The organism is Streptomyces sp. NPDC049627 (assembly GCF_044465645.1).
Taxonomy (GTDB): Bacteria; Actinomycetota; Actinomycetes; order Streptomycetales; family Streptomycetaceae; genus Streptomyces.
In genome coordinates this window covers 321,986-343,920 of sequence record NZ_JBITLW010000001.1, presented here as the reverse complement: position 1 = coordinate 343,920, position 21,935 = coordinate 321,986, and the positions used below count along the sequence as shown (strand labels likewise).

The 21,935-nt window shown below is 72.4% G+C and carries 23 protein-coding genes; 12 read left to right on the top strand and 11 right to left on the bottom strand.

Going from position 1 to position 21,935, the window contains the following annotated elements:
• The first annotated feature begins 126 nt into the window (after nt 1-126).
• The 3 genes from ACIBU0_RS01590 to ACIBU0_RS01580 all read left to right on the top strand — a co-directional run bounded on the left by ACIBU0_RS01590 (nt 127) and on the right by ACIBU0_RS01580 (nt 1,769).
• Nucleotides 127-366, top strand: coding sequence for a hypothetical protein (locus tag ACIBU0_RS01590; protein WP_398809979.1), 240 nt, complete (start codon nt 127-129; stop codon nt 364-366).
• Between the two features lie 114 nt (nt 367-480).
• On the top strand, nt 481-834 hold the full coding sequence (locus ACIBU0_RS01585; RefSeq protein ID WP_398809977.1) for a hypothetical protein: 354 nt from the start codon (nt 481-483) through the stop codon (nt 832-834).
• 293 nt (nt 835-1,127) lie between these two features.
• Nucleotides 1,128-1,769, top strand: coding sequence for a phosphoribosyltransferase (locus ACIBU0_RS01580; protein WP_398809974.1), 642 nt, complete (start codon nt 1,128-1,130; stop codon nt 1,767-1,769).
• A 23-nt stretch (nt 1,770-1,792) separates the two neighbouring features.
• Here ACIBU0_RS01580 and ACIBU0_RS01575 read toward each other — a convergent pair whose 3' ends face one another.
• Together ACIBU0_RS01575 and ACIBU0_RS01570 are read right to left on the bottom strand one after the other, a co-directional pair.
• Complete coding sequence (locus tag ACIBU0_RS01575; RefSeq protein WP_398809971.1) at nt 1,793-2,416, bottom strand: hypothetical protein; 624 nt, start codon at nt 2,414-2,416, stop codon at nt 1,793-1,795.
• Nucleotides 2,413-3,537 (bottom strand): CapA family protein, encoded by a 1,125-nt coding sequence (locus ACIBU0_RS01570; RefSeq protein WP_398809969.1) that lies wholly within the window; start codon nt 3,535-3,537, stop codon nt 2,413-2,415. Before ACIBU0_RS01570 ends, ACIBU0_RS01575 begins: the two co-directional genes overlap by 4 nt.
• 165 nt (nt 3,538-3,702) lie before the next feature.
• Between ACIBU0_RS01570 and ACIBU0_RS01565 the strand changes: the two genes are divergently transcribed.
• Nucleotides 3,703-5,115 carry an RtcB family protein gene (locus tag ACIBU0_RS01565; protein ID WP_398809966.1) on the top strand — a complete coding sequence of 471 codons (1,413 nt, stop codon included), beginning with the start codon at nt 3,703-3,705 and terminating at the stop codon, nt 5,113-5,115.
• Nucleotides 5,116-5,208: 93 nt separating this feature from the next.
• On the opposite strand, the gene ACIBU0_RS01560 is transcribed toward ACIBU0_RS01565, so the two are convergent.
• Entirely contained in the window at nt 5,209-5,664 is a 456-nt protein-coding gene (locus ACIBU0_RS01560) for an archease (RefSeq protein ID WP_398809964.1), read from the bottom strand.
• A gap of 28 nt (nt 5,665-5,692) precedes the next feature.
• Nucleotides 5,693-5,998, bottom strand: coding sequence for a hypothetical protein (locus tag ACIBU0_RS01555; protein WP_398809961.1), 306 nt, complete (start codon nt 5,996-5,998; stop codon nt 5,693-5,695).
• A gap of 80 nt (nt 5,999-6,078) precedes the next feature.
• Between ACIBU0_RS01555 and ACIBU0_RS01550 the strand changes: the two genes are divergently transcribed.
• Together ACIBU0_RS01550 and ACIBU0_RS01545 are read left to right on the top strand one after the other, a co-directional pair.
• Nucleotides 6,079-6,555, top strand: a complete 477-nt coding sequence (locus tag ACIBU0_RS01550; RefSeq protein WP_398809958.1) for a TIGR03668 family PPOX class F420-dependent oxidoreductase — start codon at nt 6,079-6,081, stop codon at nt 6,553-6,555.
• Between the two features lie 131 nt (nt 6,556-6,686).
• Nucleotides 6,687-8,015, top strand: coding sequence for an enolase C-terminal domain-like protein (locus tag ACIBU0_RS01545; protein ID WP_398809955.1), 1,329 nt, complete (start codon nt 6,687-6,689; stop codon nt 8,013-8,015).
• Nucleotides 8,016-8,067: 52 nt separating this feature from the next.
• On the opposite strand, the gene ACIBU0_RS01540 is transcribed toward ACIBU0_RS01545, so the two are convergent.
• The gene (locus tag ACIBU0_RS01540) at nt 8,068-8,514 is read right to left on the bottom strand and encodes a PaaI family thioesterase (protein ID WP_398809952.1); all 447 of its coding nucleotides are present in this window, start codon (nt 8,512-8,514) and stop codon (nt 8,068-8,070) included.
• Nucleotides 8,515-8,582: 68 nt separating this feature from the next.
• Between ACIBU0_RS01540 and ACIBU0_RS01535 the strand changes: the two genes are divergently transcribed.
• The 3 genes from ACIBU0_RS01535 to ppk2 all read left to right on the top strand — a co-directional run bounded on the left by ACIBU0_RS01535 (nt 8,583) and on the right by ppk2 (nt 10,601).
• On the top strand, nt 8,583-9,011 hold the full coding sequence (locus ACIBU0_RS01535) for a MarR family winged helix-turn-helix transcriptional regulator (RefSeq protein WP_398809950.1): 429 nt from the start codon (nt 8,583-8,585) through the stop codon (nt 9,009-9,011).
• Between the two features lie 75 nt (nt 9,012-9,086).
• Nucleotides 9,087-9,551, top strand: coding sequence for an SRPBCC domain-containing protein (locus tag ACIBU0_RS01530; RefSeq protein ID WP_398809947.1), 465 nt, complete (start codon nt 9,087-9,089; stop codon nt 9,549-9,551).
• Nucleotides 9,552-9,674: 123 nt separating this feature from the next.
• Nucleotides 9,675-10,601 carry a polyphosphate kinase 2 gene (gene ppk2, locus ACIBU0_RS01525; RefSeq protein ID WP_398809944.1) on the top strand — a complete coding sequence of 309 codons (927 nt, stop codon included), beginning with the start codon at nt 9,675-9,677 and terminating at the stop codon, nt 10,599-10,601.
• Nucleotides 10,602-10,610: 9 nt separating this feature from the next.
• Here the strand turns inward: ppk2 and ACIBU0_RS01520 are convergent, their stop codons facing one another.
• The 5 genes from ACIBU0_RS01520 to ACIBU0_RS01500 form a co-directional block, all read right to left on the bottom strand.
• A complete protein-coding gene (locus ACIBU0_RS01520; RefSeq protein WP_398809941.1) occupies nt 10,611-10,991 on the bottom strand; it encodes a luciferase family protein in 381 nt (126 codons plus the stop codon).
• Nucleotides 10,992-11,078: 87 nt separating this feature from the next.
• Nucleotides 11,079-11,981: a YceI family protein gene (locus ACIBU0_RS01515; RefSeq protein WP_398809939.1), complete on the bottom strand. Its 903-nt coding sequence runs from the start codon at nt 11,979-11,981 to the stop codon at nt 11,079-11,081.
• 54 nt (nt 11,982-12,035) lie between these two features.
• Nucleotides 12,036-13,118 carry a maleylacetate reductase gene (locus ACIBU0_RS01510; protein WP_398809937.1) on the bottom strand — a complete coding sequence of 361 codons (1,083 nt, stop codon included), beginning with the start codon at nt 13,116-13,118 and terminating at the stop codon, nt 12,036-12,038.
• Nucleotides 13,115-13,972 carry an intradiol ring-cleavage dioxygenase gene (locus tag ACIBU0_RS01505; protein ID WP_398809934.1) on the bottom strand — a complete coding sequence of 286 codons (858 nt, stop codon included), beginning with the start codon at nt 13,970-13,972 and terminating at the stop codon, nt 13,115-13,117. The genes ACIBU0_RS01510 and ACIBU0_RS01505 overlap by 4 nt, the downstream gene beginning before the upstream one ends.
• 62 nt (nt 13,973-14,034) lie before the next feature.
• Entirely contained in the window at nt 14,035-15,783 is a 1,749-nt protein-coding gene (locus ACIBU0_RS01500; RefSeq protein WP_398809931.1) for an FAD-dependent oxidoreductase, read from the bottom strand.
• Between the two features lie 169 nt (nt 15,784-15,952).
• Between ACIBU0_RS01500 and ACIBU0_RS01495 the strand changes: the two genes are divergently transcribed.
• On the top strand, nt 15,953-17,680 hold the full coding sequence (locus ACIBU0_RS01495; protein ID WP_398809928.1) for a helix-turn-helix domain-containing protein: 1,728 nt from the start codon (nt 15,953-15,955) through the stop codon (nt 17,678-17,680).
• Nucleotides 17,681-17,718: 38 nt separating this feature from the next.
• Here ACIBU0_RS01495 and ACIBU0_RS01490 read toward each other — a convergent pair whose 3' ends face one another.
• Entirely contained in the window at nt 17,719-18,261 is a 543-nt protein-coding gene (locus ACIBU0_RS01490) for a hypothetical protein (RefSeq protein ID WP_398809925.1), read from the bottom strand.
• Nucleotides 18,262-18,527: 266 nt separating this feature from the next.
• On the opposite strand from ACIBU0_RS01490, the gene ACIBU0_RS01485 reads away from it, so the two are divergent.
• Both ACIBU0_RS01485 and ACIBU0_RS01480 read left to right on the top strand, forming a co-directional pair.
• A complete protein-coding gene (locus tag ACIBU0_RS01485; RefSeq protein WP_398809922.1) occupies nt 18,528-19,700 on the top strand; it encodes an FAD-dependent oxidoreductase in 1,173 nt (390 codons plus the stop codon).
• A 120-nt stretch (nt 19,701-19,820) separates the two neighbouring features.
• Complete coding sequence (locus ACIBU0_RS01480) at nt 19,821-21,926, top strand: molybdopterin cofactor-binding domain-containing protein (protein ID WP_398811718.1); 2,106 nt, start codon at nt 19,821-19,823, stop codon at nt 21,924-21,926.
• The last annotated feature ends 9 nt before the right edge of the window (nt 21,927-21,935 follow it).

Genomic DNA, 21,935 nt, shown 5'->3' with positions numbered 1-21,935 from the left:
GCTCCGGTACCCGAGCACTCATCGGCGTGCCGCTACCCGGCCGGTCCGGGCGGCATGCGGAAGAACCGGCCACTGTGGCCGGTACGCCGGGCTGCGTACGCGCCGCGCAGAGCGCATGGTGGTGGCATGAGCACGCGTCCCCCCGTGGTGGTGCTGCCGCCCGCGCCGGACGGCGGACGTCAGGTGACGATCCACGGCGAACCGGTGGGCACCGCCTACAGCCTCTTCGACGTGCTGGACCTGGTGCACCGCGCGGACCTGCCCGCCGAGGACCGGGCCGTCGACGACCCCGAGCTGATCGAATGGCAGGGCGGCGGGCCGTACGACTGGAACAGCCCGGACCCACCCGACACGGCGAACGGGTGAACCGGCCCGCCCCCGACACCACCCTCGGAAGTCCGAGGTTCCCGTACGGGCGCCGCTGACCTTCACTGAAGGCGGCAAGACCCGAACGGGGACGACTACTTCACGGGGACACTCATGAACCGCAGCAAGAAGATCTTCGCGGCCGGACTGACCACCGCCGTCTCGGCCGTGGCGCTCACCGTCGGCGGCCTGGCCGGCCCGGCGCAGGCCGCGTCCGTGCAGCCCGCGGCCGTGGGCACCGTCGACTGCGACGGCTGGGTGCACAACAACAACCCGGACCACGGCATCGCGGGCTGCCAGAACAACACCGACCGCACCATCACCTTCCGCGCCGAGATCGTCTGCGGCTGGGCCCCGGACGTCTCGGGCCAGTGGGTGACGCTGGCGCCGGGGCAGTACGGCGAGTCGTCGGGCGTGTGCGCGATCTACAGCTCCGGGGTCGGCAGCGTCGGCTGGACCATCCAGTAGGAGCCCGGGTCGGCCGTTGAACACCGGTGGCAGCTCTCCGGCGGTGCCGGACACGCCGCGGCAGGCCGCCCGTGCCGATCACGATCTGCAACTCCAGCACCCGCGCCGCGAAGTCGGCGGTCATCGGGGCCGCCGTACCGGCACCGCCTTCGTGGCGCCGGTACGGGGGCCCAGCCCGCCAGGACAGCCCGTCCGGGAGGTCGGGACCCGTGCGGCGTGGAAGACGGTCGAACCCTGTGGGGTGTCCGGTGCCGGTGGGCGGGGTACGCGGCGACGGAACGGAAGGGGAAGCCATGCAGTTCCGTGACCGCAAGGAGGCCGGGCGGGAGCTGGCGGAGCAGCTGCGCATCCGGCAGGACAAGGGCAACCTTCCGCAGCCCGTGGTCCTCGCGCTGCCCCGGGGCGGGGTCGCGGTCGCCCGGGAGATCGCCCGGGAGCTGGACGCCCCGCTGGACGTTCTCGTCGTCCGCAAGATCGGCGCCCCGTTCCACGAGGAGTTCGGGGTCGGCGCAATCGCGGGCGACGACCCTCCGCTCTTCGACGAGGCGTCGCTGTACCGGCTGGGCCTGAGCGAGGCCGATCTGGCGCCGGTGGTGGAGCGGGAGCGCAAGGAGCTGCGGCGGCGCGAGGAGCGCTACCGGGAGGGCCGGCCGGCTCCGGAACTGCGCGGTCGTACCGCGATCGTCGTCGACGACGGGGTCGCGACCGGCTCCACGGCACGCGTCGCCCTGCGTGCCGTGCGCAACCGGAACCCCGAGCGCCTGCTGCTGGCCGTACCGGTGTGCGCGCCGGAGGCGGCGGAGGAACTGCGCCGGGAGGTCGACGAGTTCGTCTGCCTGCACGAGCCGAGGCTGTTCAGCGCGGTCGGGGAGTGGTACCAGGACTTCGGGCAGCTGACCGACGCCGATGTGCTGGAGGCACTGCGCGGCGCATGAGGCGCGGCTCGGCCCGCCCGTGCTCAGCTCGGCGCGCTCTGCGGCAGCCGCAGCGTGTAGGTCCGCCCCTCGACGCCCCACTCACCGGCCGGCGGCCTGAGCCCGGCGTCGATCGCCCGGATGCCGGGCCGCCCGATATGGGCCCAGACCAGGCGGCGCACACCGTGCCGTACGGCCTCCTCGGCGACGGTGTGCACATCGGCGTGGCCGCCGACGCCGCCCCGGAACCGTATCGGCCGGTTCCAGGCGGCGGCCTCCGCGAACATCAGGTCCGCCCCGGCCGGGAACTCCCAGAACTCCGGCGCCCACACCACGAGCAGGTCACCGGCCTCGACGCGATACCCGTACGCCGGATGCGAGGTGTGCACCACGGGACGGCAGCGCACGCGTACCTCGCCCACGTCCAGATCACCCGCGCGCAGGACGACGTCCCGCTCGGCCGCGCTCCTGCGCAGCAAGGACCGCAGCTCCGCCTGCTCGTCGGTGACCAGCCAGGCGGCCAGCGGCCCGGGTGGCGGTTCGGCCCCGGGACCGCCGTCGAAGGCCACGCGCTGTCCGGCGTGGCGCAGCAGCAGACCGGCCGGGGCGAAACGGGGCGAGTTCATCGCGCCGACGCCGAGCAGGGTCAGCCGGAGCCGGCGGGTCACGGTCCGGCCCGGGTGGCGGGACCGGCCAGGGCGAGCGTGCCGTCCGCGCCCAGGGTTACGTGGACGCCCTGGCTGATGCGGTCGAGGGTGGTGTGGAGCCAGCCGAGGTCCGCCGCCGACGGGTGCTCCAGCCGCATCCGGCGGGCGAGCAGTGGCACCATGCGCAGACCGGTGAGCGCACCGGTGTCCGCGGCCACCGTGACGACATGGGCGATGCGGAGATCGTCGCGGTACTCCTCGTACCCGGGGATGCCCTCGTAGTCGTCGATGAAGTCGCCGCAGCCGTGCAGGATCAGCCGGTCCCGGTAGACCTCGACGGGGCGGGGGTGATGCGAGGAGTGGCCGTGGACGAGGTCGGCGCCACCGTCCACCAGGGCGTGCGCGAAGCGGCGCTGGTCGCGGGAGACGAGATAGCCCCAGTTGGAGCCCCAGTGCACGGACACGACGACGATGTCGCCCGTCCGCTTCACCTGCCGTATGCGCCGCACCGCGGCGGCGGCCGTGACCGGCGACAGCTCCGGAACGTAGGCGACGCCCGGAAGGTCAGCCGTCGCCGCCCAGCCCGCCGGGACGCCACTGTTGGCCGCGCCGAGAGCGAAGACGAGCACCCGGCCGCCGTGGGGGAGCGGCAGAGCCACGGGCGCGTACGCCTCCTCAGCGCTCCGTCCCGCGCCCGCCGTCCGCAGACCCGCTCCGTGCAGCACGTCGAGCGTCTCCTCCAGGCCCGCGCGGCCGAAGTCCTGCACATGGTTGTTGGCCAGGACGCAGACATCGGGCCGGGCCACCGTGAGGGCCGGCAGGTTGGCCGGATGCATGCGGTAGTGGACAGCCTTGCCGGGCTCGAACGCGTCACTGCGCGTCACGGAGGTCTCCAGGTTGACGATCCGCACGTCCGGCGGGCTCGCCTCCAGCAGCCCCAGCGCCTCGCCCCACGGCCAGGAGGGATCGACCGGCGCCGGAATCGGGCCGTTCACCGCCTCCGCCATGCCCACGTACGACCGGGCGTCGGTGACGTACCCCTCCCGCAGCTCGGGGTCGCCCGGCCGGGCCAGGATCTGGTCGACGCCGCGTCCGAGCATCACGTCGCCACAGACGAACAGCGTCACGGTGCCGCCGCTCATGTCTCAACGGTACGAGCCCGCGGTGCCTCTCCACGGTACGAGGCCGGGGCACCCCCGATGCCGGCCGCGGCACCCGGAGCGATACGGACTCCCGCGCGCGGGTACCCCGCACCTGCGTGCCGGGCTCAGGGGACCGGGGTGTCGGCCGAGGCGCGGGAGGCTGTCATGGAACTGGTCGAGGAAGCTCCCCACCGCTTCCGTATCGACCCGCACGGCGCGATGCGCGTACCGGGCGTCGTGTTCGCGTCCCGGCGACTGCTGAGGGACGCCGAGAAGTCACTGGAGCAGGTGGTCAACGTGGCCACGCTGCCCGGGATCGTCGGTGCGTCGTACGCCATGCCCGACATCCACTGGGGCTACGGCTTTCCCATCGGCGGCGTCGCCGCGACCGACGTGGCCGAGGGCGGCGTCGTCTCGCCCGGCGGGGTCGGCTTCGACATCTCCTGCGGCGTACGGCTGCTGGCCGTCGACACCGACCGCACGGGGCTGGGATCCGCGCTGCAGGCGGTGATGGACGGCCTGGACCCGGCGATTCCGCGGGGCGCCGGACCGGGCGGGGTGTGGCACCTGACCGGCCCCGGGCAGCTGGAGCGGATCCTGTGCGGCGGCTCCCGGTACGCGGTGGAGCAGGGCCACGGCGAGGAACGCGACCTGACGCGCTGCGAGGACGGCGGGGCGGTCGCCGACGCCGACGTCGACCAGGTCAGCGCCCGGGCCCGCGAACGCGGCCTCGGCCAGGTCGGCAGCCTCGGGTCCGCCAACCACTTCCTGGAGGTGCAGCGCGTCGACGAGGTGTACGACGCGACGGCCGCCGCCGCGTTCGGGCTCGCCCCCGGCCAGGTGTGCGTGATGATCCACTGCGGTTCCCGCGGCCTCGGCCATCAGATCTGCACGGACCACGTCCGGCTGATGGACCGCGCGATGTCCCGGCACGGCATCGACGTCCCCGACCGCCAACTGGCCTGCACTCCGGTCGAGTCGCCCGAGGGGCAGCGGTACCTGGGCGCGATGGCCGCAGCGGCCAACTACGGCCGCGCCAACCGCCAGTTGCTGTCCGACGCCGCCCGCAAGGTCTTTCGCCGGGCCGCGGGCGCCCGGCTGTCGCTGGTGTACGACGTCTCCCACAACCTCGCCAAGATCGAGACCCACCCGGTGGCCGGCGCCCGTCGCACCCTGTGCGTCCACCGCAAGGGCGCGACCCGCGCCTTCCCGCCCGGCCATCCCGACCTGCCCACCGACCTGCGCGAGGTCGGCCAGCCGGTGCTGATTCCCGGGACGATGGGCACAGCCTCCTACGTCCTCGTCGGGGTGCCCGGTGGAGGCGCCTTCTCCTCCACCTGCCACGGTGCGGGCCGGGTCCTCAGCCGCCACAAGGCCGCCCGCGCGGTGGGCGGCCGGGAACTGCGGGCCCGGCTGGAGTCGGCGGGCATCGCGGTGCGCCCGCGGTCACTGCGCGGCCTGGCGGAGGAGACGCCCGAGGCGTACAAGGACGTGAGCGAGGTGGTGGCCGCGAGCGAGGGCGCGGGACTGTGCCGGACGGTGGCCCGGCTGGTGCCGCTGGGGGTGGTGAAGGGCTGAGGTCGCAGGGAGGGCCGTATGCCTCACAGGTCGTGCCTCACAGGTCGTGCCTCACAGGTCATGCCTTACAGGTCGTGCCTCATACGTCATGCCTCACACGTCCACGGTCACCGCACACGACCACCCGTACGGATCCGGCCCGATGTGCAGGCCGTGCCAGGAGACGCCCTTCGGGGTGGCGCCGGTGACCTCCACGTCCGCCAGGTCGGCCAGCGCGAGCCGTACGTCCAGGTCCCCGTCCGTGGTGTCGGCCTCCAGGTCGACCGGGACGCGGCCGTCCACGTCGAGGCGGAAGACGACCTCGTCGAGGAGTGCGGTCAGCAGATCCTCGTCGCTCTCCTCCGCGAACTGCACCCGCTCCACCGAGGTGGGCCGTACCGCCGCGACGTCCGCGAAGCACTCCACCATTCCCAGCGCGGCCTCCACCAGACAGCGCTCGCGGCTCACGCCCCACGCCTCGATCCGCACGTCGGCCGTGTGCGGCACCGCCCGATGGCCGCTTCCGCCGCGCCGCCGCGTCTCGATGTCGTCGTCGGTGTCGCCGACCATGTGCACCACCTCTCGGCTGTCGGGCCGCTCAGGCGCGGGCGTCGGGATCCGCCGTCCGGCGGGACGGGAAGCCACCGCTGGTCAGGTGCCGTCGCGGCTTGCGATGGCGGGAGTTACCCCTGCGGCTCGTCGCCAGGATCAGACCCAGGCAGAAGATGAGTGCCAGGGCGAGGCCCGAGCAGAAGACGGCCAGTGTGTTCATGGTGGCGATGTCCTGACCGAGCACCGACACCGTGTACTCGGGACCGCCGGACAGGTTGTCGGCGATGACCAGCCCGGTGAAGACACCGGTGGCCACGAGGAGGAGCAGGCCGAGGAACAGCATCCGAGTCATCTCCCCACGAGGCGTCCTGTGCCGAGCCGGGTACCCGCGACAGGGCATCGCCTATCGCGGAGAGCCGAAGGAGAGCCGACATGCCGGACATGGAGCAGGACGAGGCGCGCAGGCGGTTCGCCGAGGCGCCTGTCGCACGGCTGGCGACGGTCGATCCCGCGGGCCGGCCCCATCTGGTGCCGGTCGTGTTCGCGGTGCGCGGCGACGAGATCGTCACCGCCGTCGACCGGAAACCGAAACGGTCCGGGCAGCTCAGGCGGCTGCACAACATCGCCGTCCACCCGGCCGTCTGCGTCCTGGCGGACATGTACGACGACGACTGGGACCGCCTGTGGTGGGTCCGGGCGGACGGCGGCGCCCACGTCCTTCCGGCCGACATGCCCGACATGCCCGACGCGAGTGATGCGCGTGACGAGTACGCCGCCGCCATCGAGCTGTTGCGGCAGAAATACCCCCAGTACGTGCGGCAACCGCCGGACGGGCCGGTGATCGCGATCACCGTGCAGCGCTGGCGCGGCTGGCAGGCGGAGCCGTCTGCCGGACGCACCGGCGGGTGATTCCGCCGGTGCGGTCCCATTGACCTCGACCGTCCACGATCATAATCTCCGTCCTCATATACAAACGACGTCTTCATATGAGGACCCTGTTCATTTTGCTGAACCCCTCACGAGAACGGCACCCGCCATCCATGAGTCAGCCCGTCGTCACCCGCTTCTCCGTCTTCCCGGTCGCCGGCCGCGACTCGATGCTCCTCAACCTCTCCGGAGCCCACGCCCCCTGCTTCACACGCAACGTCGTGGTCCTGGAGGACTCCGAGGGCCGCACGGGCCTGGGTGAGGTGCCCGGCGGCGAGAAGATCACCCGGACCCTGCGTGACGCGGAACCCTTGATCGTCGGCGCCCGCCTCGGCGACTACAAGCGCGTCCTGCAGACGATCGGGGCGACCTTCGCCGACCGCGACTCGGGCGGTCGCGGAGCCCAGACCTTCGACCTGCGTACGACGGTGCACGCGGTCACCGCTGTCGAGTCGGCGCTCCTCGACCTGCTCGGGCAGCATCTGGAGGTTCCGGTCGCCGCCCTGCTGGGCGACGGCAAACAGCGCGACAGCGTACGGGTGCTGGGCTACCTCTTCTACGTCGGCGACCCGGACCGCACCGACCTGGACTACGTCCGCGCACCCCACGCGGACGTCGAGTGGTACCGCATCCGGCACGAGGAGGCGCTCACCTCCGAGGCGATCGTCCGGCAGGCCGAGGCCGCCTACGACCGCTACGGCTTTTGCGACTTCAAGCTCAAGGGCGGAGTCCTGCCCGGTGCGCAGGAGGTGAAGGCCGTTCAGGCCCTCAAGGAGCGCTTCCCCGAGGCGCGGATCACCCTCGACCCCAACGGCGCCTGGTCCCTGCGTGAGGCCGTCGAACTGTGCCGCCCCCTCGTCGGCACGCTCGCCTACGCCGAGGACCCCTGCGGGGCGGAGGGCGGCTACTCAGGCCGCGAGATCCTCGCGGAGTTCCGCCGGGCCACCGGGCTGCCCACGGCGACCAACATGATCGCCACGGACTGGCGCCAGCTCACCCATGCCCTGGCCCTGCAGTCGGTGTCCATCCCGCTCGCCGACCCGCACTTCTGGACCATGCAGGGCTCGGTGCGGGTCGCCCAGCTGTGCAATGCGATGGGGCTGACCTGGGGCTGCCACTCCAACAACCACTTCGACATCTCCCTGGCGATGATGGCCCACTGCGGAGCGGCCGCTCCGGGTGAGTACAACGCCCTCGACACCCACTGGATCTGGCAGGAGGGCCGGGAGCGGCTCACCGTCGACCCGCCCCGGATCACCGGCGGCGAGGTCGCCGTACCGGACACGCCCGGACTGGGAGTCCGCCTGGACCGGGACCGGCTCCTCGCCGCACACGAGCTGTACCGGGAGAAGGCATTGTCGGGCCGGGACGACGCCATCGGCATGCAGTACCTGATCGAGGGCTGGACCTTCGACGCGAAGCGGCCCTGTCTCGTGCGCTGAGTACTTGAGCGTGTCTCAGGGGGGTGAGGACCCGCGGCCGGTAGGGAAGCGGTCAGGGTGCGTCGCGTTCGGTGCCCCGCGTCGGTTCGGTGACCGCGATGGAGCCCTGGGCGACCGCGCACAGGGTCGGAACGCCGTCGCCGTCGACCGTCGTCAGGTCACAGCGGACCACCGCACGGGTACGTCCGGCCCGGACCACCCGGGCATGGGCGCGCAGGGTCTCGCCCTTGGCGGGGCGCAGGAAGTCGATGGTGAAACCGGCGCTCAGCACGCCGAGACCGACCTCGGCGCCGGCGGCGAAGGACAGCGCGTTGTCCGCCGCATAGCTGAGCAGACCGCCGTGGGCGAAGCCGTGCTGCTGCAGCAACTCCTCGCGAAGGTCCAGTTCGAGGATCGCCTCGCCGTCGCCGAAGGCCGTCAGCCTGGCGCCCAGCAGCACGCTGAAGGGCTGGGCCGCCAGCACCTTGCGGGCGAGGGCCAGGTCGGGGGTGTCGTTCACGTCGCGCACCTCACTTCACTAGTGAAGTGAGGATGGCGCCGTCCGGCGTCGTCTGTCAACATCGGTCCATGCCCGAGCCCGATCAGCGTCTGTTCTTCCTGCTCCAACGGGCGGCGCACCAGCTGCGGACCGCCACCGACCGGCGGTTGCTGGCCGCCGCCGGGATCACCACGGCCCAGCTCGGCGCGCTGTTCGCGGTCCGGGACGAGCCGGGCATCACCCAGCAGCGACTGGCCCGCATCCTCGGACTGCGCGAGTCCGCCGTCACCGGACTGGTCGGCCGGCTCACCGCGGCCGGTCTGCTCGTCAAGCGGGCCCATCCGCAGGAACACCGGGCGGTGGTACTGGAGTTGACCGGCGACGGCGCCGCCGCTCTCGACGCCGCGCAGCCGGAGGTCGACCGGTTCAACGACGAGGTGCGGGCGCTGCTCGGCGAGGAGGGGTTCACCCGGACCACGGCGGCGATGCGCGCACTGGCGCACTGGGAGTCCCCCTGACACGGGCGTGACCCCGGGGCCTCGCCCTCGCCGCGTCCGGCTGGCGCTGTGCACCCCCGCCGCTATCGTGAGGCCATGCACTCGACGCGCGTCTCCCGGCATGTGAACGCCTCCCGCGCGACCGTCTACCGAGCCCTGCTGGACGCGGACGCCGTCGCCCGGTGGCGGGTCCCGGACGGTATGACCGCGCGGGTGCACGAGTTCGACGGCAGGGAAGGCGGGGCGTTCCGGGTCTCGCTCACCTATGACCTGCCCACCGGCACCGGCAAGTCGGACCCGCACACCGACACCTACCACGGTCACTTCGTGCGCCTGGTGCCGGACGAACAGGTCGTCGAAGAGGTCGAGTTCGAGACCGACGACCCCGCCCTGCGCGGCACCATGACGATGACCACCACCCTCACCGACACCGGCGACGGCACCGACGTCCTCGTCGTGCACGAGGGGCTGCCCGACGCCGTTCCCGCGCAGGACAACGAGACCGGCACCCGGATGGCGCTGGCCAACCTCGCCCGGCTCGTCGAGGACGCGGCACGCTGATCTCGCCGGAACGATGACCGGCAACCTCTGAACCCTGAGGACGGCCACCGGGGGGACGGCGGCAGGGACGTCACCTATGACTGATCTTTGCCTGGGGTTCGCCGTGCGTACGAAAGCGCTCGCTTGCATCGGTGCCTGGACACCGAACTGCTGTCAGGGCTGCGCGTCGACTACACAGACCAGGACGACCCCGTGCTGATCCGGCCGGACGGCAGCCCGGTGGACACCTGGCGCGAGAACTACCCCTACGAACAGCGCATGGAGCGCCCGGAGTACGAGTGGCACAAGCGGCTCCAGCAGATCGAACTGCTGAAGCTGCAGAGCTGGATCAAGGAGAGCGGCCGGCGTCTCGTCATCGTCTTCGAGGGCCGGGACGCGGCCGGCAAGGGCGGCACGATCAAGCGCTTCACCGAGCACCTCAACCCGCGCGGCGCCCGCGTGGTGGCGCTGGAGAAGCCGACCGAGCGTGAGCGCGGACAGTGGTACTTCCAGCGGTACGTGCAGCACCTGCCCACCGCGGGCGAGATCGTGCTGTTCGACCGGTCCTGGTACAACCGGGCCGGCGTGGAACGCGTGATGGGCTTCTGCACCGACGACGAGTACCGGCGCTTCATGCGACAGGCCCCCGCCTTCGAGCGGATGCTGGTGGACGACGGGGTGGACCTGGTCAAGTTCTGGTTCTCGGTGTCCCGGGGCGAGCAGCGCACCCGGTTCACCATCCGCCAGGTCGATCCCGTACGGCAGTGGAAGCTGAGCCCCATGGACCTGGCCTCGCTGGACCGCTGGGACGACTACACCGCCGCCAAGGTCGCCATGTTCCGTGAGACGGACACCGAGCACGCGCCCTGGACCGTGGTGAAGAGCAACGACAAGAAGCGGGCCCGCGTCGAGGCCATGCGCAGCGTACTGGCCCGCTTCGACTACACCGACAAGGACGAGGAGATCGTCGGCACCCCGGACCCCCGGATCGTCGGCGCGGCGGCGGGCCTGCTGGAGGCGGGGGAGGACGACTCGGAGCCCCAGGACCTGTCTGACAATCCCCGGCACTGACGCCCGGCGCTAGCGGGGCATCACCGTGACGCGGCGGAAGTTGCACTCGGACCGGGCCCGGAGACCGGCGGGGGACGGCCCGGTCTGATGGGCCTTGAGCGCGACGCTGACCAGGCTCATCAGCAGATCGACATCGGTGTCGCAGTCGAGGTGGACGGTCACCCAGCGGGAGCCGGGAACCAGCCGGATCGCGGTCGACTCCTGCAGGTCGCCGCGAAAGCGCTCGATGGCCCCCTCGGTGAGATGCAGGTCCACGTCGTGGTCGGAGTGGAAGTGCACGATCTCGCTGTGGACGGAGCGCAGGGCCCGGCCTGTGCCGCAACTGGCCGGGCCCGAACTGAGGTCGGGCCAGACTTCCAGTCGTTCCATGGCGCGTTGGGCCAGTTTCATGACCCTATGGTCACCCGATCACCGTGCCGCAACCAGAGGTTGAGCAAAACGTAACCAGGGCGTGAGGTACCTCTCGGCCAGCCCCGCCTATTCCGGAGGCGTCGGGGTGTCGTGCGTGCGGTACATCGCCTGCACGTCCAGTTCCAGCTGGACCGCGGGCCCGACCACCGCGATGCCACGGGCGAGCATGCTGCGCCAGTTGAGCGTGTAGTCCTCCCGGTGCAGCTCCGCCCTGGCCAGCGCCGCGCACCGTAGCTCCTCGCCGTAACCGCCGTTGACCGACCCCAGATACGTCGTGTCCAGCTCGACGGAGCGGCTGATCCCATGCATGGTCAGGGAGCCGTGGAGCGTCCACTTGGCGCCGCCCCGGTACGCGAAACGCGTGCTGGTGAAGTCGATGTACGGGTAGCGCTCGACGTGCAGGAAGTCGGCCGAACGCAGGTGGTTGTCCCGGGTGTTGTTGCCCGTGGTGATGCTGGCGGCCTCGATGCGCACAGACACACGCGAGTCGGTCATGTCGGGGGCCACCTGTATCCCGCCCGTGAACCGCTCGAACCGGCCGTGCACATGGGCCATCCCGACGTGCTTGGCGATGAACCGGATCGCCGTGTGCGGCGGGTCGAAGAGCCAGGTGCCGGGGACCGGGAGGTCCAGCTGCCGCCCCGACATCAGTTGGACCCGCGCGGTGGGCGGCGTCGTACCGCCGATGACGTCCAGGGTCTCCTGGTGCGGCGTGAGGCCCTCGGCAGTGATCCGCAGGCCGTAGCGGCCCGGCGGAAGCGCGGCGAAGAACAGGCCGTACGGGTCCGTGGTGCCGCGCACCACCACCTCGTGGGAGTCCATCGCCGTCACCGTCACCTCGGCGCCCCGCATCGGCAGCCCCACCGGATCCACGACCTCACGCCCCACGCCACCCGCGCCGGACGGCACGGGAAACCCGGCACTTGGCACCCCTCGGGAGCGTCGACTCCTGAGCAGTCCGAGGGGCATCGCAATCACCTTTCTTCGGGGACGGGGGAGGGATGTGAGTGAGGAACGAGAGGCTTACCGGACGGCAGCCGTGGGCGGTGCGCCCTCGTAGGCCGCCCGGAGCAGAGCGAGCACGCCGTCGGCCGTGACCGGACGGGGGTTGGCGTACGCCTCGCCCGCGGTCCGGGCGGCGGCCGTCGCCAAGTCGGTCTCGGTGAGGCCGAGTTCGGCGAGGGAGCGGGGAGCGCCGAGGCGTCCGGCCAGCTCCCACAGAGCCGTCGGCGCGTCGTCCGCGTCCAGCGCGCGGGCCACGGCGGCGGCCGCGTCCGGTGCGGCGGGCGCGTTGTGGGCCAGGGCGTACGGCAGGACCACCGTGTGCGTCTCGGCGTGCGGCAGGCCGAAGGTGCCGCCCAGGACATGGCACAGCTTGTGGTGCAGGCCCATGGTGGTGGCGCCCAGGCAGGAGCCGCACAGCCAGGCGCCGTACAGCGCACGGCCGCGTGCCTTTAGGGACGCCGGCTCGGCGGCCACGTCCGGCAGGGCCCGCGCCATCGCCCGTACGCCCTCCTCGGCCATCAGCGCCACCATCGGCGAGGTGTCGGGGGCGTACAGCGCCTCCACGGCGTGCGCGATCGCGTTGACCCCGCTCGTCACGGAGAGCGGCACGGGCAGGGAGAGGGTGAGCTCGGGATCGTAGACCACACTGCGCGGCAGCACCTTCGGATCGCGGCCGGTGCGCTTGGCGCCGTGCTCCGTCAGGCCCCACACCGGGGTCATCTCCGAGCCGGAGTACGTGGACGGCACCGCGATCAGCGGCAGGCCGGTGCGCAGGGCGATCGCCTTGCCCAGCCCGACCGACGAGCCCCCGCCGACCGCCACGCACCCGTCGGCACCCGCCGCCCGGGCCACCTCGACGGCCCGGTCGGCGACCTCGGCGGGCACATGCATCCGCGCCCCGTCGTGCAGCCCCGCACAGGCCGGGCCGAGCGCGTCCGCGACCGCCCGGGCGGTGTCCGCCCCGCGCGCACCGCACACCACCAACAGCCGCCGCAGCCCGAGGCGTTCGGCCTCGTCGGGCGTCGCCGACACCGCGGCACCGGGCCGGAACACGACCCGCACCGGCCGGGTCTCGTACGCGAAGTCGAGGACGTCCTTCACGCCCGCTCCAGTACGAGGTCGAAACGCGCGTGCCGGAAGGGGTTGCCGACGCCGAACTCCCGCGCCAGTGCCGGATCGTCGGTCTCCGTGAAGTCCTGCACCAGGCTCGGCTTGACGGCGAACACCGCGTCGGAGTCCAGATACTCACTGCCCGCCACGAAGATGTGCGTCGTCACCGGCGTGTGGCCGGCGGCCGAGGCGATGAAGTGGATGTGGGCCGGGCGGTAAGGATGCCGTCCGGTGGCGCGGAGCAGGTCGCCGACAGGGCCGTCCGTCGGGATCGGGTACGGGCTCGGCACGCACGTACGGAACCAGAAGCGGCCCTCGGCGTCCGCCGTGAACAGGCCCCGACCGTTGCCCGGCGGCTGCACGTCAGGGCGCTGCACGTCGTAGAAACCGTGCCCGTCGGCCTGCCACACGTCGATCACCGCGCCGGACAGGGGATCGCCGTCCCGGGACAGCACCCGGCCGCTGACCACGCACGGCTCGCCGTCACCGACCAGGTCGATGGTCGCGCCGAGCTCGCGCACCGGGGACTCGGTCATGTGGAAGGGGCCCAGCACCGTCGACTCGGTGGCGCCCGGCCCCTGCCGTTCGTTGAGGGTCTCGACCAGCATCGACAGCCCGAGCACGTCCGACAGCAGGATGAACTCCTGACGGGTGTCGGTGCACGCCTGCCCGGTCGCCGTCAGGAACCCGATCGCCCGCTCCCACTCCTGCTGGGTCAGCCGGCTCTCGCGCGCGAAGGCGTGCAGATGCCGGATCAGGCCGGCCAGCAGCTCCCGCAGGCGCGGATCGGCGGTCCCGTCCAGACTGGCGACGGCCTCGTCGGTGACAGTCGGCTCGCCGCTCATGTCGGCTCCTTCCCCGCATCGTGATTCCCGGCTACCTGGGCGCACATCTCGACCGTGCCCTCTCAACCGTGCCCGAGAATCCGCCGCAGCGCGTCCGTGAGCAACCGTTCGGCGTCCTCGGCCGCGCCGGCGTGCCGGAACGCCACGTACCCGTCGGGGCGTACGAGGAGGGCGCCCGCGTCGGAGATCTCCCTGAGGTTCGCCCAGTCTCCGTACGGGTCCTCGTACTCCTGCCCCGGTCCGATCACCACCGTGGCGATGTCGAGGGGCTGGGCCGCGGCCGCCCGCACCCAGGCGTCGCCGCCGATGCCGGTGAGCAGCGTGAAGCGGCCCTTGCCGACGGTGTCGAGGGTGGACAGGGTCCGGGTCCCGGAGGTGATCCAGGCGTGCGGGAGCTTGGCGCCGGGGCGGGACGTGGGCTGGTGGTACAGCTCCGGGTCGCGGGTGAAGCCCGGGTCGGGCGTGCCGTCCGGGACGACCGCGGCGGAGCTTTCGGCGGAATAGCGCTGGTTGAGGTCGACGCCGTGCGCGTTGAACTCGTACACCTTGAACGCGATCGCCTCGCGCAGCGCGGCCCGCTGCTTCTCGGCCTCCTCGGTGGCGTCCTTGCGCGCGGCGATGTTGGCCCACAGCTGCTCGGGGGTCTGCGGCGACAGCCCGTCGAGCGCCTCGAAGACCGGGGCCGTCTCGGCGATGGACTTGTTGGCCCGGGTCACGATCTGCTTGCCGACCGGAGCCCGCTCGGCGTCGTAGGTGTCGAGGAGCTTCGGCGTGGCGACGCCGTCGAGGACGAGCTTCAGCTTCCAGGCCAGGTTGTAGGAGTCCTGGATCGAGGTGTTGGAGCCGAGCCCGTTGGACGGCGGATGGCGGTGCACCGCGTCACCTGCGCAGAAGACGCGGCCGTTGGCGTAGGTCTCCGCGTACATCTCGTTGACCGTCCACGCCGACGACGACTTGATCGTCACCGGTATCTCGTCGTCGCCCACCAACTGCCGCACGACCGACAGGGCGTACTCCTCGGTGAGGTCGGGGGCGCCCGCGGTGACGTCGTAACCCCACACGATCAGCCACTCGTTCCAGGGCCGCACGCAGCGCACCAGGCCCGCTCCGATGCCGCCGACGGTCGCGCCGGGCGCGAGCACCCAGTAGAGGGTGGAGGGCCGGTGCGCGGTGTACTTCGACAGATCCGCGTCGAAGACGATGTTGATGCTGCCCGCGACGCCCATCTGGCCGCCCATCGGCAGCCCGGCGTCCTCGGCGACCTTGGAACGGCCGCCGTCGGCGCCGATGAGGTACTGGGCGCGGATGGTGTACTCGTCGCCGCGCAGCCGGTCCTCGACGGTGACCGTGACACCGCCCTGGTCCTGGACGAAGGACTTGTAGACCGTGCTGAAGCGGAAGTCGGTGCCGCGCGCGATCGCCGCGTTCACCAGCACCGGTTCCATCAGGTGCTGCGGCATGTCGCACATGCGGGTCGGGCCGGCCAACTCGTGTGCCGCCTGCACGAGCGGATCGTTGCCCCAGGAGCGCACCCGGCCCAGCTCCTCGCCGGCCAGGCTGGTGCAGAAGGTCGTGTTGCCCATCAGATGCTGGGGCGTCGCCTGGGCGATCACGTCCTCCTCGACGCCCAGATCGCGCAGCACCTCCATGGTCCGCTGGTTGGTGATGTGCGCGCGGGGGGTGTCCGCGAGGTGCCCGTACCGGGTGACGACGATGTTGCGCACGCCGTAGGTGCTCAGCGCGAGCGCGGCCGAGGCGCCCGCCGGACCGCTGCCCACGATCAGTACGTCGGTCTCGACAACGGTGTGCACGACAGAACGCTCCAGAAGATGAGACGGCAGAGGAGACAGGAGAACAGGGGACGAGAACCGGCTCCGGCCTTTCAAGATCATGGAGCGGCGCGGTCGGCCGTGGGTGTCTCAATACGAGACAGTCCACCGTCGCCGCACAGGCACTGCCCCCGATACGGTGAGGGACGCCATGACCACCGCGGAACATCCCCCTGCCCTCGCCCCTCTCCGCCAGGCCCGTCAGCGGTTCCTGGCGGGGCGTCCGCTCCCGGACGGCGTGCCGGACGATGTCGTCGCCGCCTGGCGGCGCGCCCGGTTCTTCGGCGTACGCCCCGATCTCGACGGGCCGGTGGGGGAACCCGTGGCCGGGCCTGCCGACTCGCCGCTGGTGGAGGCGGCGCGTCCGGTACTCGCCCGCCTCGCCGCGGCCCTCGACAACGAACGGTCGGTACTGGTCCTCACCGACGAGCGGCTGAGGGTGCTGTGGTCGGCCGGCAGCGCGCCCGGCGACGACGCGTGCCGCGACCTGTCCGAGCGGGAGGTCGGCCACAACAGCGCCGCGCTCGCCCTGCGCACCCGCCGCCGGGCGGAGGTGCACGGCCCCGAGCACTTCCTCGACGTGTGGCAGGACGTGTCCGCGGTCAGCGTGCCGCTGCTCTCCCCGGACACGGGTCAGCCCCTGGGCACGCTGACGGTCGCCTCCACCCTGTGCGCCGGCTGCCGACCGCACCCCGGCGCGGCCCTCGCCGAGGCGGCCGCCATGGGAGTGGAGGCGGAACTACGGGCACGCGCGCGTACCGATGAGCGCCTCCTTCTGGACGCCTACGAGCGGGCGGCGCGGGGGCGGGAGCGGGCGGTCGTCGCGCTGGACGGCCGTAACCGCCTGGTCAGCGAGGCGGCGGTGCGCCTTGCCTCGCCGCAGGTGCTGGAGGCGTTGGAGCAGGGGGCGGCGCGGGCGTGGGGGAGGGGGACCGGCGAGCCGTACGACATCTCGCTGCCCGAAGACGCCGGGTGCACGGTCGAGATCACCCCGGTACGGCACGAAGGCCGCGCCCTCGGCCTGATCGCCGTACTCGCGCCACGTACCGAGGAGCCGGCGCCGTCGTCGCCGCCGCGTCCGGCGGGCTCGCTGGTGGGAAGCTCGGTGCCGTGGCGGCACGCGCTCGCACGGGCAGCGGGGCTGGCCCGCACGGCCGGTCCTCTCCTGGTGGCGGGCGAGCGGGGCACGGGCAAGACCACGCTCGCCCTCGAACTCCTCGGCCGCACGGACCCCTTGGTCGTGGACGCCGCCGAGTCGTCCGGACTCGGTCTCAAGGACGAGACGTGGACCGGTGTCCGCCCGCTGCTGCTGCGCCACGCCGAACGGCTGGCCCAGCCGGACATCGCCGCCCTCAACTCCGTCCTGGACGAGCGCCCGGACGTCCACCTGGTCGCCACCTACACCCCGGGAACCCCGCCCGGCCCCTGCCTCCAGCGCCTCCTCGACACCCTCGCGGCCCGCTCGGTGACCTTGCCCGCCCTGCGGGAACGCCCCGACGACATCCGGGAGCTGCTGACCGCTCTCGCGCCCAGGCCCGCCCCGGGCTGTCCGCCGCTGACCTGGACGCTGGACGCGCTGCGGGCGCTGGAACAGCATCCCTGGCCCGGAAACGTCACCGAACTCGCCCACCTCGTACGGGCGCTCGCGAGCGGACGGCGGGCCTGCGGACCGGTGCGGCGGAGCGAACTGCCGGATCCCGTCCGCGAGGGCCCCGCGGCGCGCAGCCTCAGCCCCATGGAGCTCGCCGAACGGTCGGCGATCCTGGAGGCGTTGCGCCGCCACGGCGGCAACAAGGCACGGGCCGCGGCGGCGTTGGGCATCGCCAGGGCCACCCTGTACCGGAAGCTGCGGGAGTACCAGGGCTCCGGGGCGAGTTGATCGTCCCGGAGCCCTGAAGGTCCTCCGTCCTGAGGGCTTTACCGCGCCCCGGTCCAGTTGTGCGCGACGTCGACCACGACCCGGTCGGTCGCCACCCACACCCGGAACGGCAGCCGTGCCCGGACGCCGAGCCCGATCTGCGTGTCTCCTTCGAAGCTGCCGGCGAACCGTGCGTCCCGGAAGGTGCGGTAACCCGTGAGGTCCACGCCGGTCAGGCGCTGACCCGCCCGCGCGGGGTAGGTGGGCTTCCCGGTGTCTACGTCGTAGGCGGGGGCGGCCACCCGCACTTCGAGGACGGCTCCGCCGGCGACGGGGATGTACTTGCCCGAACCGTCCTGGTAGAGGCGGCTGACATACCTGACGGAATAGCCGAGGTGACTGGTGCCCGCGCCGGGTACGTCGACGACCATGCGGTCGAAGCAGGCGTGCCGGCCGGTCCTGATGTTCGTCACCGACTCCGACGTGGCGGCGGAGCGGGTCTTGGCGAGACTGCCCCAGCCGGTGGGGCAGGCAGTGGTCTGGGTGGTGGTGGCCGTGGTGGCATCGGCCGGGACCGCCGCCACACCCAGCGTGGCGGCCATGAGCGCGACTGTCGTCGCCCATGCGGTTTTGTTTCGTCCCATTTCGTCCCCCGGAAGGGTGGTGTGTCTGATATTAGGGGAGACATTCGGGTTGGCGGAATGGTTGCACTCATTCCGGATCGGCGTTCGCGGGATGCCGATTCGGCCATCCGGACCGGTACGGCGGCTGCGCGGTCCGCCCGGGAACCCGGGCCCGGCCCGGGACGTTGCACGAAGGACAGCGGCGACTCGTCTCGCGGGAGCCGTGCGCGTACCCAGGGGGCGATGTGACGCGGTTGCGAGTGCTTGTCGTAGGGGGCGGGATCGCCGGTGCGGCAGCGGCTCTCGCTCTGCACAAGGCCGGGTTCGACGTCGCCGTGTACGAGGCACACCCCGACTCCGCCGAGGACATCGGCGCGTTCCTGACCCTCGCGAGCAACGGCATGCGCGCCCTCGCGGAGATCGACGCCTCGGCCGCGGTCACCGCGCTCGGCTTCCCGCTCACCTCGATGCGCGTCCTCGACGACACGGGCACCGAGGCGGCCCACGTGCCGCTCGGCGAGGCCGGTACCCCGCACCTTCGGTACCGGTGCCTGCGGCGCGGCGACCTCACCGCCGCCCTGCAGGACGAAGTCACGCGCCGGGGCATCGCCATCCGGCACGGTGCGCGGCTCATGGGGGTCGAGGAAGACGCGGACGGCGTCACCGCCCACTTCGCCGACGGCAGCACGGCCACCGGCGACGCGCTCATCGGGGCCGACGGTCTCCACTCCACGGTCCGCCGGCTCATCGCCCCCGACGTACGCCCGCGTTACGCCGGACAGTACGTCTTCTACGGCTACACCGGCGCCGCTCCCGAGTCCGCCGGGACCGAGACCATCACCATGGTGCGCGGCAGCACCGTCGCCTTCGGGTACGCGGTGTCGCCCACGGGTGAGACGTACTGGTTCGCACGCGTCTCCGACACGCCTCTGGCCGCCGACGACATCGCCCACGGCACGCCCGGCCGATGGCGCGACCTGCTGCTCCCGCTGCTGCGCAAGGACGCCACTCCAGCCGCGGACCTCGTCGCGGCCACCCCCGACCACCTCATGGTCACCAACGCCACCGAACTCCCCACCGGGACGCCCTGGCGCTCCGGCCGCGCCCTGGTCATCGGCGACGCGGCCCACGCGGCGTCCCCCGCCACCGGACAGGGCGCGTCGATGGCGCTGGAGGACGCCGTGGTCCTCGCCAAGTCCCTGCGGGACGCCCCGGACACCGACGGCGCGCTCTCCCTGTACGAGACGCTCCGGCGCCCGCGCACGGAACACAACATCACCGTCAGCGGCGGCATCTCGCGCGGCACTCACACCCCGTCAGGTCCCGTCCCCAGGGCCGCGGGCGGGAACCGGCCGGGCGACGACGAGCTCATACGCCACCTGGAGTGGGGCACCGACCTCCGGCCGCTCGTGCCGTAGATCGATGGAGTGGCCAACCGGCGCAACCCCGGCGTGCACCCGCCCCTCATACAGGTCGAACCATCCCGGGTTCTCGGAGAGGAGCGTCTGGTGGCCCGTCAGTTGTCCCGCCGACAGTTCGTGGTCTATTCGCTCGCGGCGACCACCCTGACCGTCGCGGCACCGCTCGGCTGCGACGGCTCGACCGCACAAGGCGCCGAGGAGACCGCGGACGACGCCCGCCGGCCGTCCGAGGTCGTGGTCACCGGCACCGACGAGGAGATGCTGGTCCTGGAGGTCACCCCGGCCAACAGGGTCGTCGTACGGCTGCCGCGCGTCGAGGTCGGCCAGGGCGTCACCACCGCCGTCGCGATGATGATCGCCGAGGAGCTGGACGCCCGGCTCGCCGACGTCGACATCCCGCTCGCGGACGCCCGCAGCAGGGGCAGCCAGTTCACCGGCGGTTCGAACTCGGTCAGTTCGCTGTACGGCCCGGCCCGGCACCTGGCCGCCACGGCCCGCGCCAAGCTCATCACCGCGGCCGCCCGGCGCTGGCACGTCCCCGCGCGGACCCTGCACACCCGGGGCACCCGCGTCTTCGCACCCGACGGGCGCTCGGCCACCTTCGGGTCGCTGAGCAGGAGCGCCGCCCGGATCACGCGGCCGGTCGTGCCGACCGCACCCAAGCCCGCATCCCAGCACCGGGTGATCGGACGGCCCACGACCCGCATCGACGCCCGCGACATCATCACCGGCAGGGCCAAGTACACCGGAGACCTCGCGGTGGCCGGAGCGAAGCCGACGGTGGTGGCCCGGCCGCCCACCATCGGCGGAAAGGTCGTCTCGGTCGATTCCGAGGCCGCCCGCGCCATGCCCGGCGTGCACGCGGTCGTCCGGATCGACGGCGGTGTCGCCGTGGTCGCGGAGACCTTCCACCACGCCTTCCAGGCCCGGGACGCACTCCGGATCAAGTGGGCGCCAGGGCCCCTGGCGAACCTCTCCGACAAGGAGATCCGCTCCCGGCTGCGCGCCGCGGTCCCGAGGCTCGCGGCCCCGCCGCGCGGATCGGCGCAGACCGAGGCCGAGTTCGAGTTCGCCTTCGTCAGCCATGCGCCGATGGAGGTGCTCACCGCGGTGGCGGACGTACGCGACCGGAGCGCCGAGATCTGGTTCTCCTCCCAGACACCGCAGTCGGCACGCGACGACATCGCCTCCACCATCGGCCTGCCGGCGTCGAAGGTCCGGGTCCATGTCCTGCGCGGCGGCGGCTCGTTCGGGCGCCGCCTGAACTACGACGCCGCGATCGAGGCCGCCCAGATCTCCAAGAAGGCGGGCCGGCCGGTGAAGCTGATGTGGAGCCGGGCCGACGACATCCGGCACGGCAGAATGCGCCCGGCCTCCCACCACCGGATCCGGGCCAGCCACGCCCAGGGCAGGGTCGTGGCCTTCGCCCACGCGACGGCCTCGGTCAACGAGTCCTTCGGCGAGCAGGGCGGTCCGTCCCCGCAGGGCGGCGTCCGCACCGCCGCCCTACGCGCCCCCGCGGCGGCCCCGCTCCCCAGCGACAGCGGCCTCTACAACTTCGGGCGCCTCTCCGGGGACTCGGGCTCGGTCGACCTGGCGATGCCGCTCGGCGCCTGGCGCTCGGTGGACTCCGGCACGGTGCGCACCGCCGAGGAGATCGTCGTCGACGAGGTCGCCCGCAGCCTCGGCAAGGACCCGGTCGCCTTCCGCCGCACGACCCTGCGGAGCAAGGCCGTCAAGGCCGTACTGGACAAGGTCGCGACCGCCGGGAAATGGGGCCGGACCATGCCGCAGGGCCACGCCCAGGGGGTCGCCGTCCACGAGGAGTACGGCTCCTGCGTGGCCTGCCTGGCCGAGATCGACGCCACCGATCCGAAAAACCCCCGGGTCACCAAGGTGGTGATGGCGGTCGACGTCGGAACGGCCGTCAACCCGCGCGGACTCGAGGCCCAGCTGATGGGCACCGCCGTCGACGGGATCTCCACCGTGCTGCGGGCCGGCCTGCACATCGACCGGGGTGCCGTCCGCGAGAGCAGCTTCGCCGACTTCCACTACGCCCGCCAGCGGCACGCCCCAGAGCACTTCGAGGCGCACATCATGCCCTCCCGGCGCGACCCCGGCGGAGCCGGCGAGCTCGGCGTCCCGGCCGCGGCCGGCGCCGTCGCCAACGCCTACGCCCGCGCGACCGGCACGAAGCCGCGCCGCTTCCCGATCGACTTCTGACCCCGATCA

What these genes read in the sequence shown, in the direction of transcription:
- ACIBU0_RS01590 (WP_398809979.1), top strand. Translation starts at nt 127, where the DNA reads ATGAGCACGCGTCCCCCCGTGGTGGTGCTGCCGCCCGCGCCGGACGGC.
- ACIBU0_RS01585 (WP_398809977.1), top strand. Translation starts at nt 481, where the DNA reads ATGAACCGCAGCAAGAAGATCTTCGCGGCCGGACTGACCACCGCCGTC.
- ACIBU0_RS01580 (WP_398809974.1), top strand. Translation starts at nt 1,128, where the DNA reads ATGCAGTTCCGTGACCGCAAGGAGGCCGGGCGGGAGCTGGCGGAGCAG.
- ACIBU0_RS01570 (WP_398809969.1), bottom strand. Translation starts at nt 3,537, where the DNA reads ATGAGCGGCGGCACCGTGACGCTGTTCGTCTGTGGCGACGTGATGCTC.
- ACIBU0_RS01565 (WP_398809966.1), top strand. Translation starts at nt 3,703, where the DNA reads ATGGAACTGGTCGAGGAAGCTCCCCACCGCTTCCGTATCGACCCGCAC.
- ACIBU0_RS01560 (WP_398809964.1), bottom strand. Translation starts at nt 5,664, where the DNA reads ATGGTCGGCGACACCGACGACGACATCGAGACGCGGCGGCGCGGCGGA.
- ACIBU0_RS01555 (WP_398809961.1), bottom strand. Translation starts at nt 5,998, where the DNA reads ATGACTCGGATGCTGTTCCTCGGCCTGCTCCTCCTCGTGGCCACCGGT.
- ACIBU0_RS01550 (WP_398809958.1), top strand. Translation starts at nt 6,079, where the DNA reads ATGCCGGACATGGAGCAGGACGAGGCGCGCAGGCGGTTCGCCGAGGCG.
- ACIBU0_RS01545 (WP_398809955.1), top strand. Translation starts at nt 6,687, where the DNA reads ATGAGTCAGCCCGTCGTCACCCGCTTCTCCGTCTTCCCGGTCGCCGGC.
- ACIBU0_RS01535 (WP_398809950.1), top strand. Translation starts at nt 8,583, where the DNA reads ATGCCCGAGCCCGATCAGCGTCTGTTCTTCCTGCTCCAACGGGCGGCG.
- ACIBU0_RS01530 (WP_398809947.1), top strand. Translation starts at nt 9,087, where the DNA reads ATGCACTCGACGCGCGTCTCCCGGCATGTGAACGCCTCCCGCGCGACC.
- ACIBU0_RS01520 (WP_398809941.1), bottom strand. Translation starts at nt 10,991, where the DNA reads ATGAAACTGGCCCAACGCGCCATGGAACGACTGGAAGTCTGGCCCGAC.
- ACIBU0_RS01515 (WP_398809939.1), bottom strand. Translation starts at nt 11,981, where the DNA reads ATGCCCCTCGGACTGCTCAGGAGTCGACGCTCCCGAGGGGTGCCAAGT.
- ACIBU0_RS01505 (WP_398809934.1), bottom strand. Translation starts at nt 13,972, where the DNA reads ATGAGCGGCGAGCCGACTGTCACCGACGAGGCCGTCGCCAGTCTGGAC.
- ACIBU0_RS01495 (WP_398809928.1), top strand. Translation starts at nt 15,953, where the DNA reads ATGACCACCGCGGAACATCCCCCTGCCCTCGCCCCTCTCCGCCAGGCC.
- ACIBU0_RS01490 (WP_398809925.1), bottom strand. Translation starts at nt 18,261, where the DNA reads ATGGCCGCCACGCTGGGTGTGGCGGCGGTCCCGGCCGATGCCACCACG.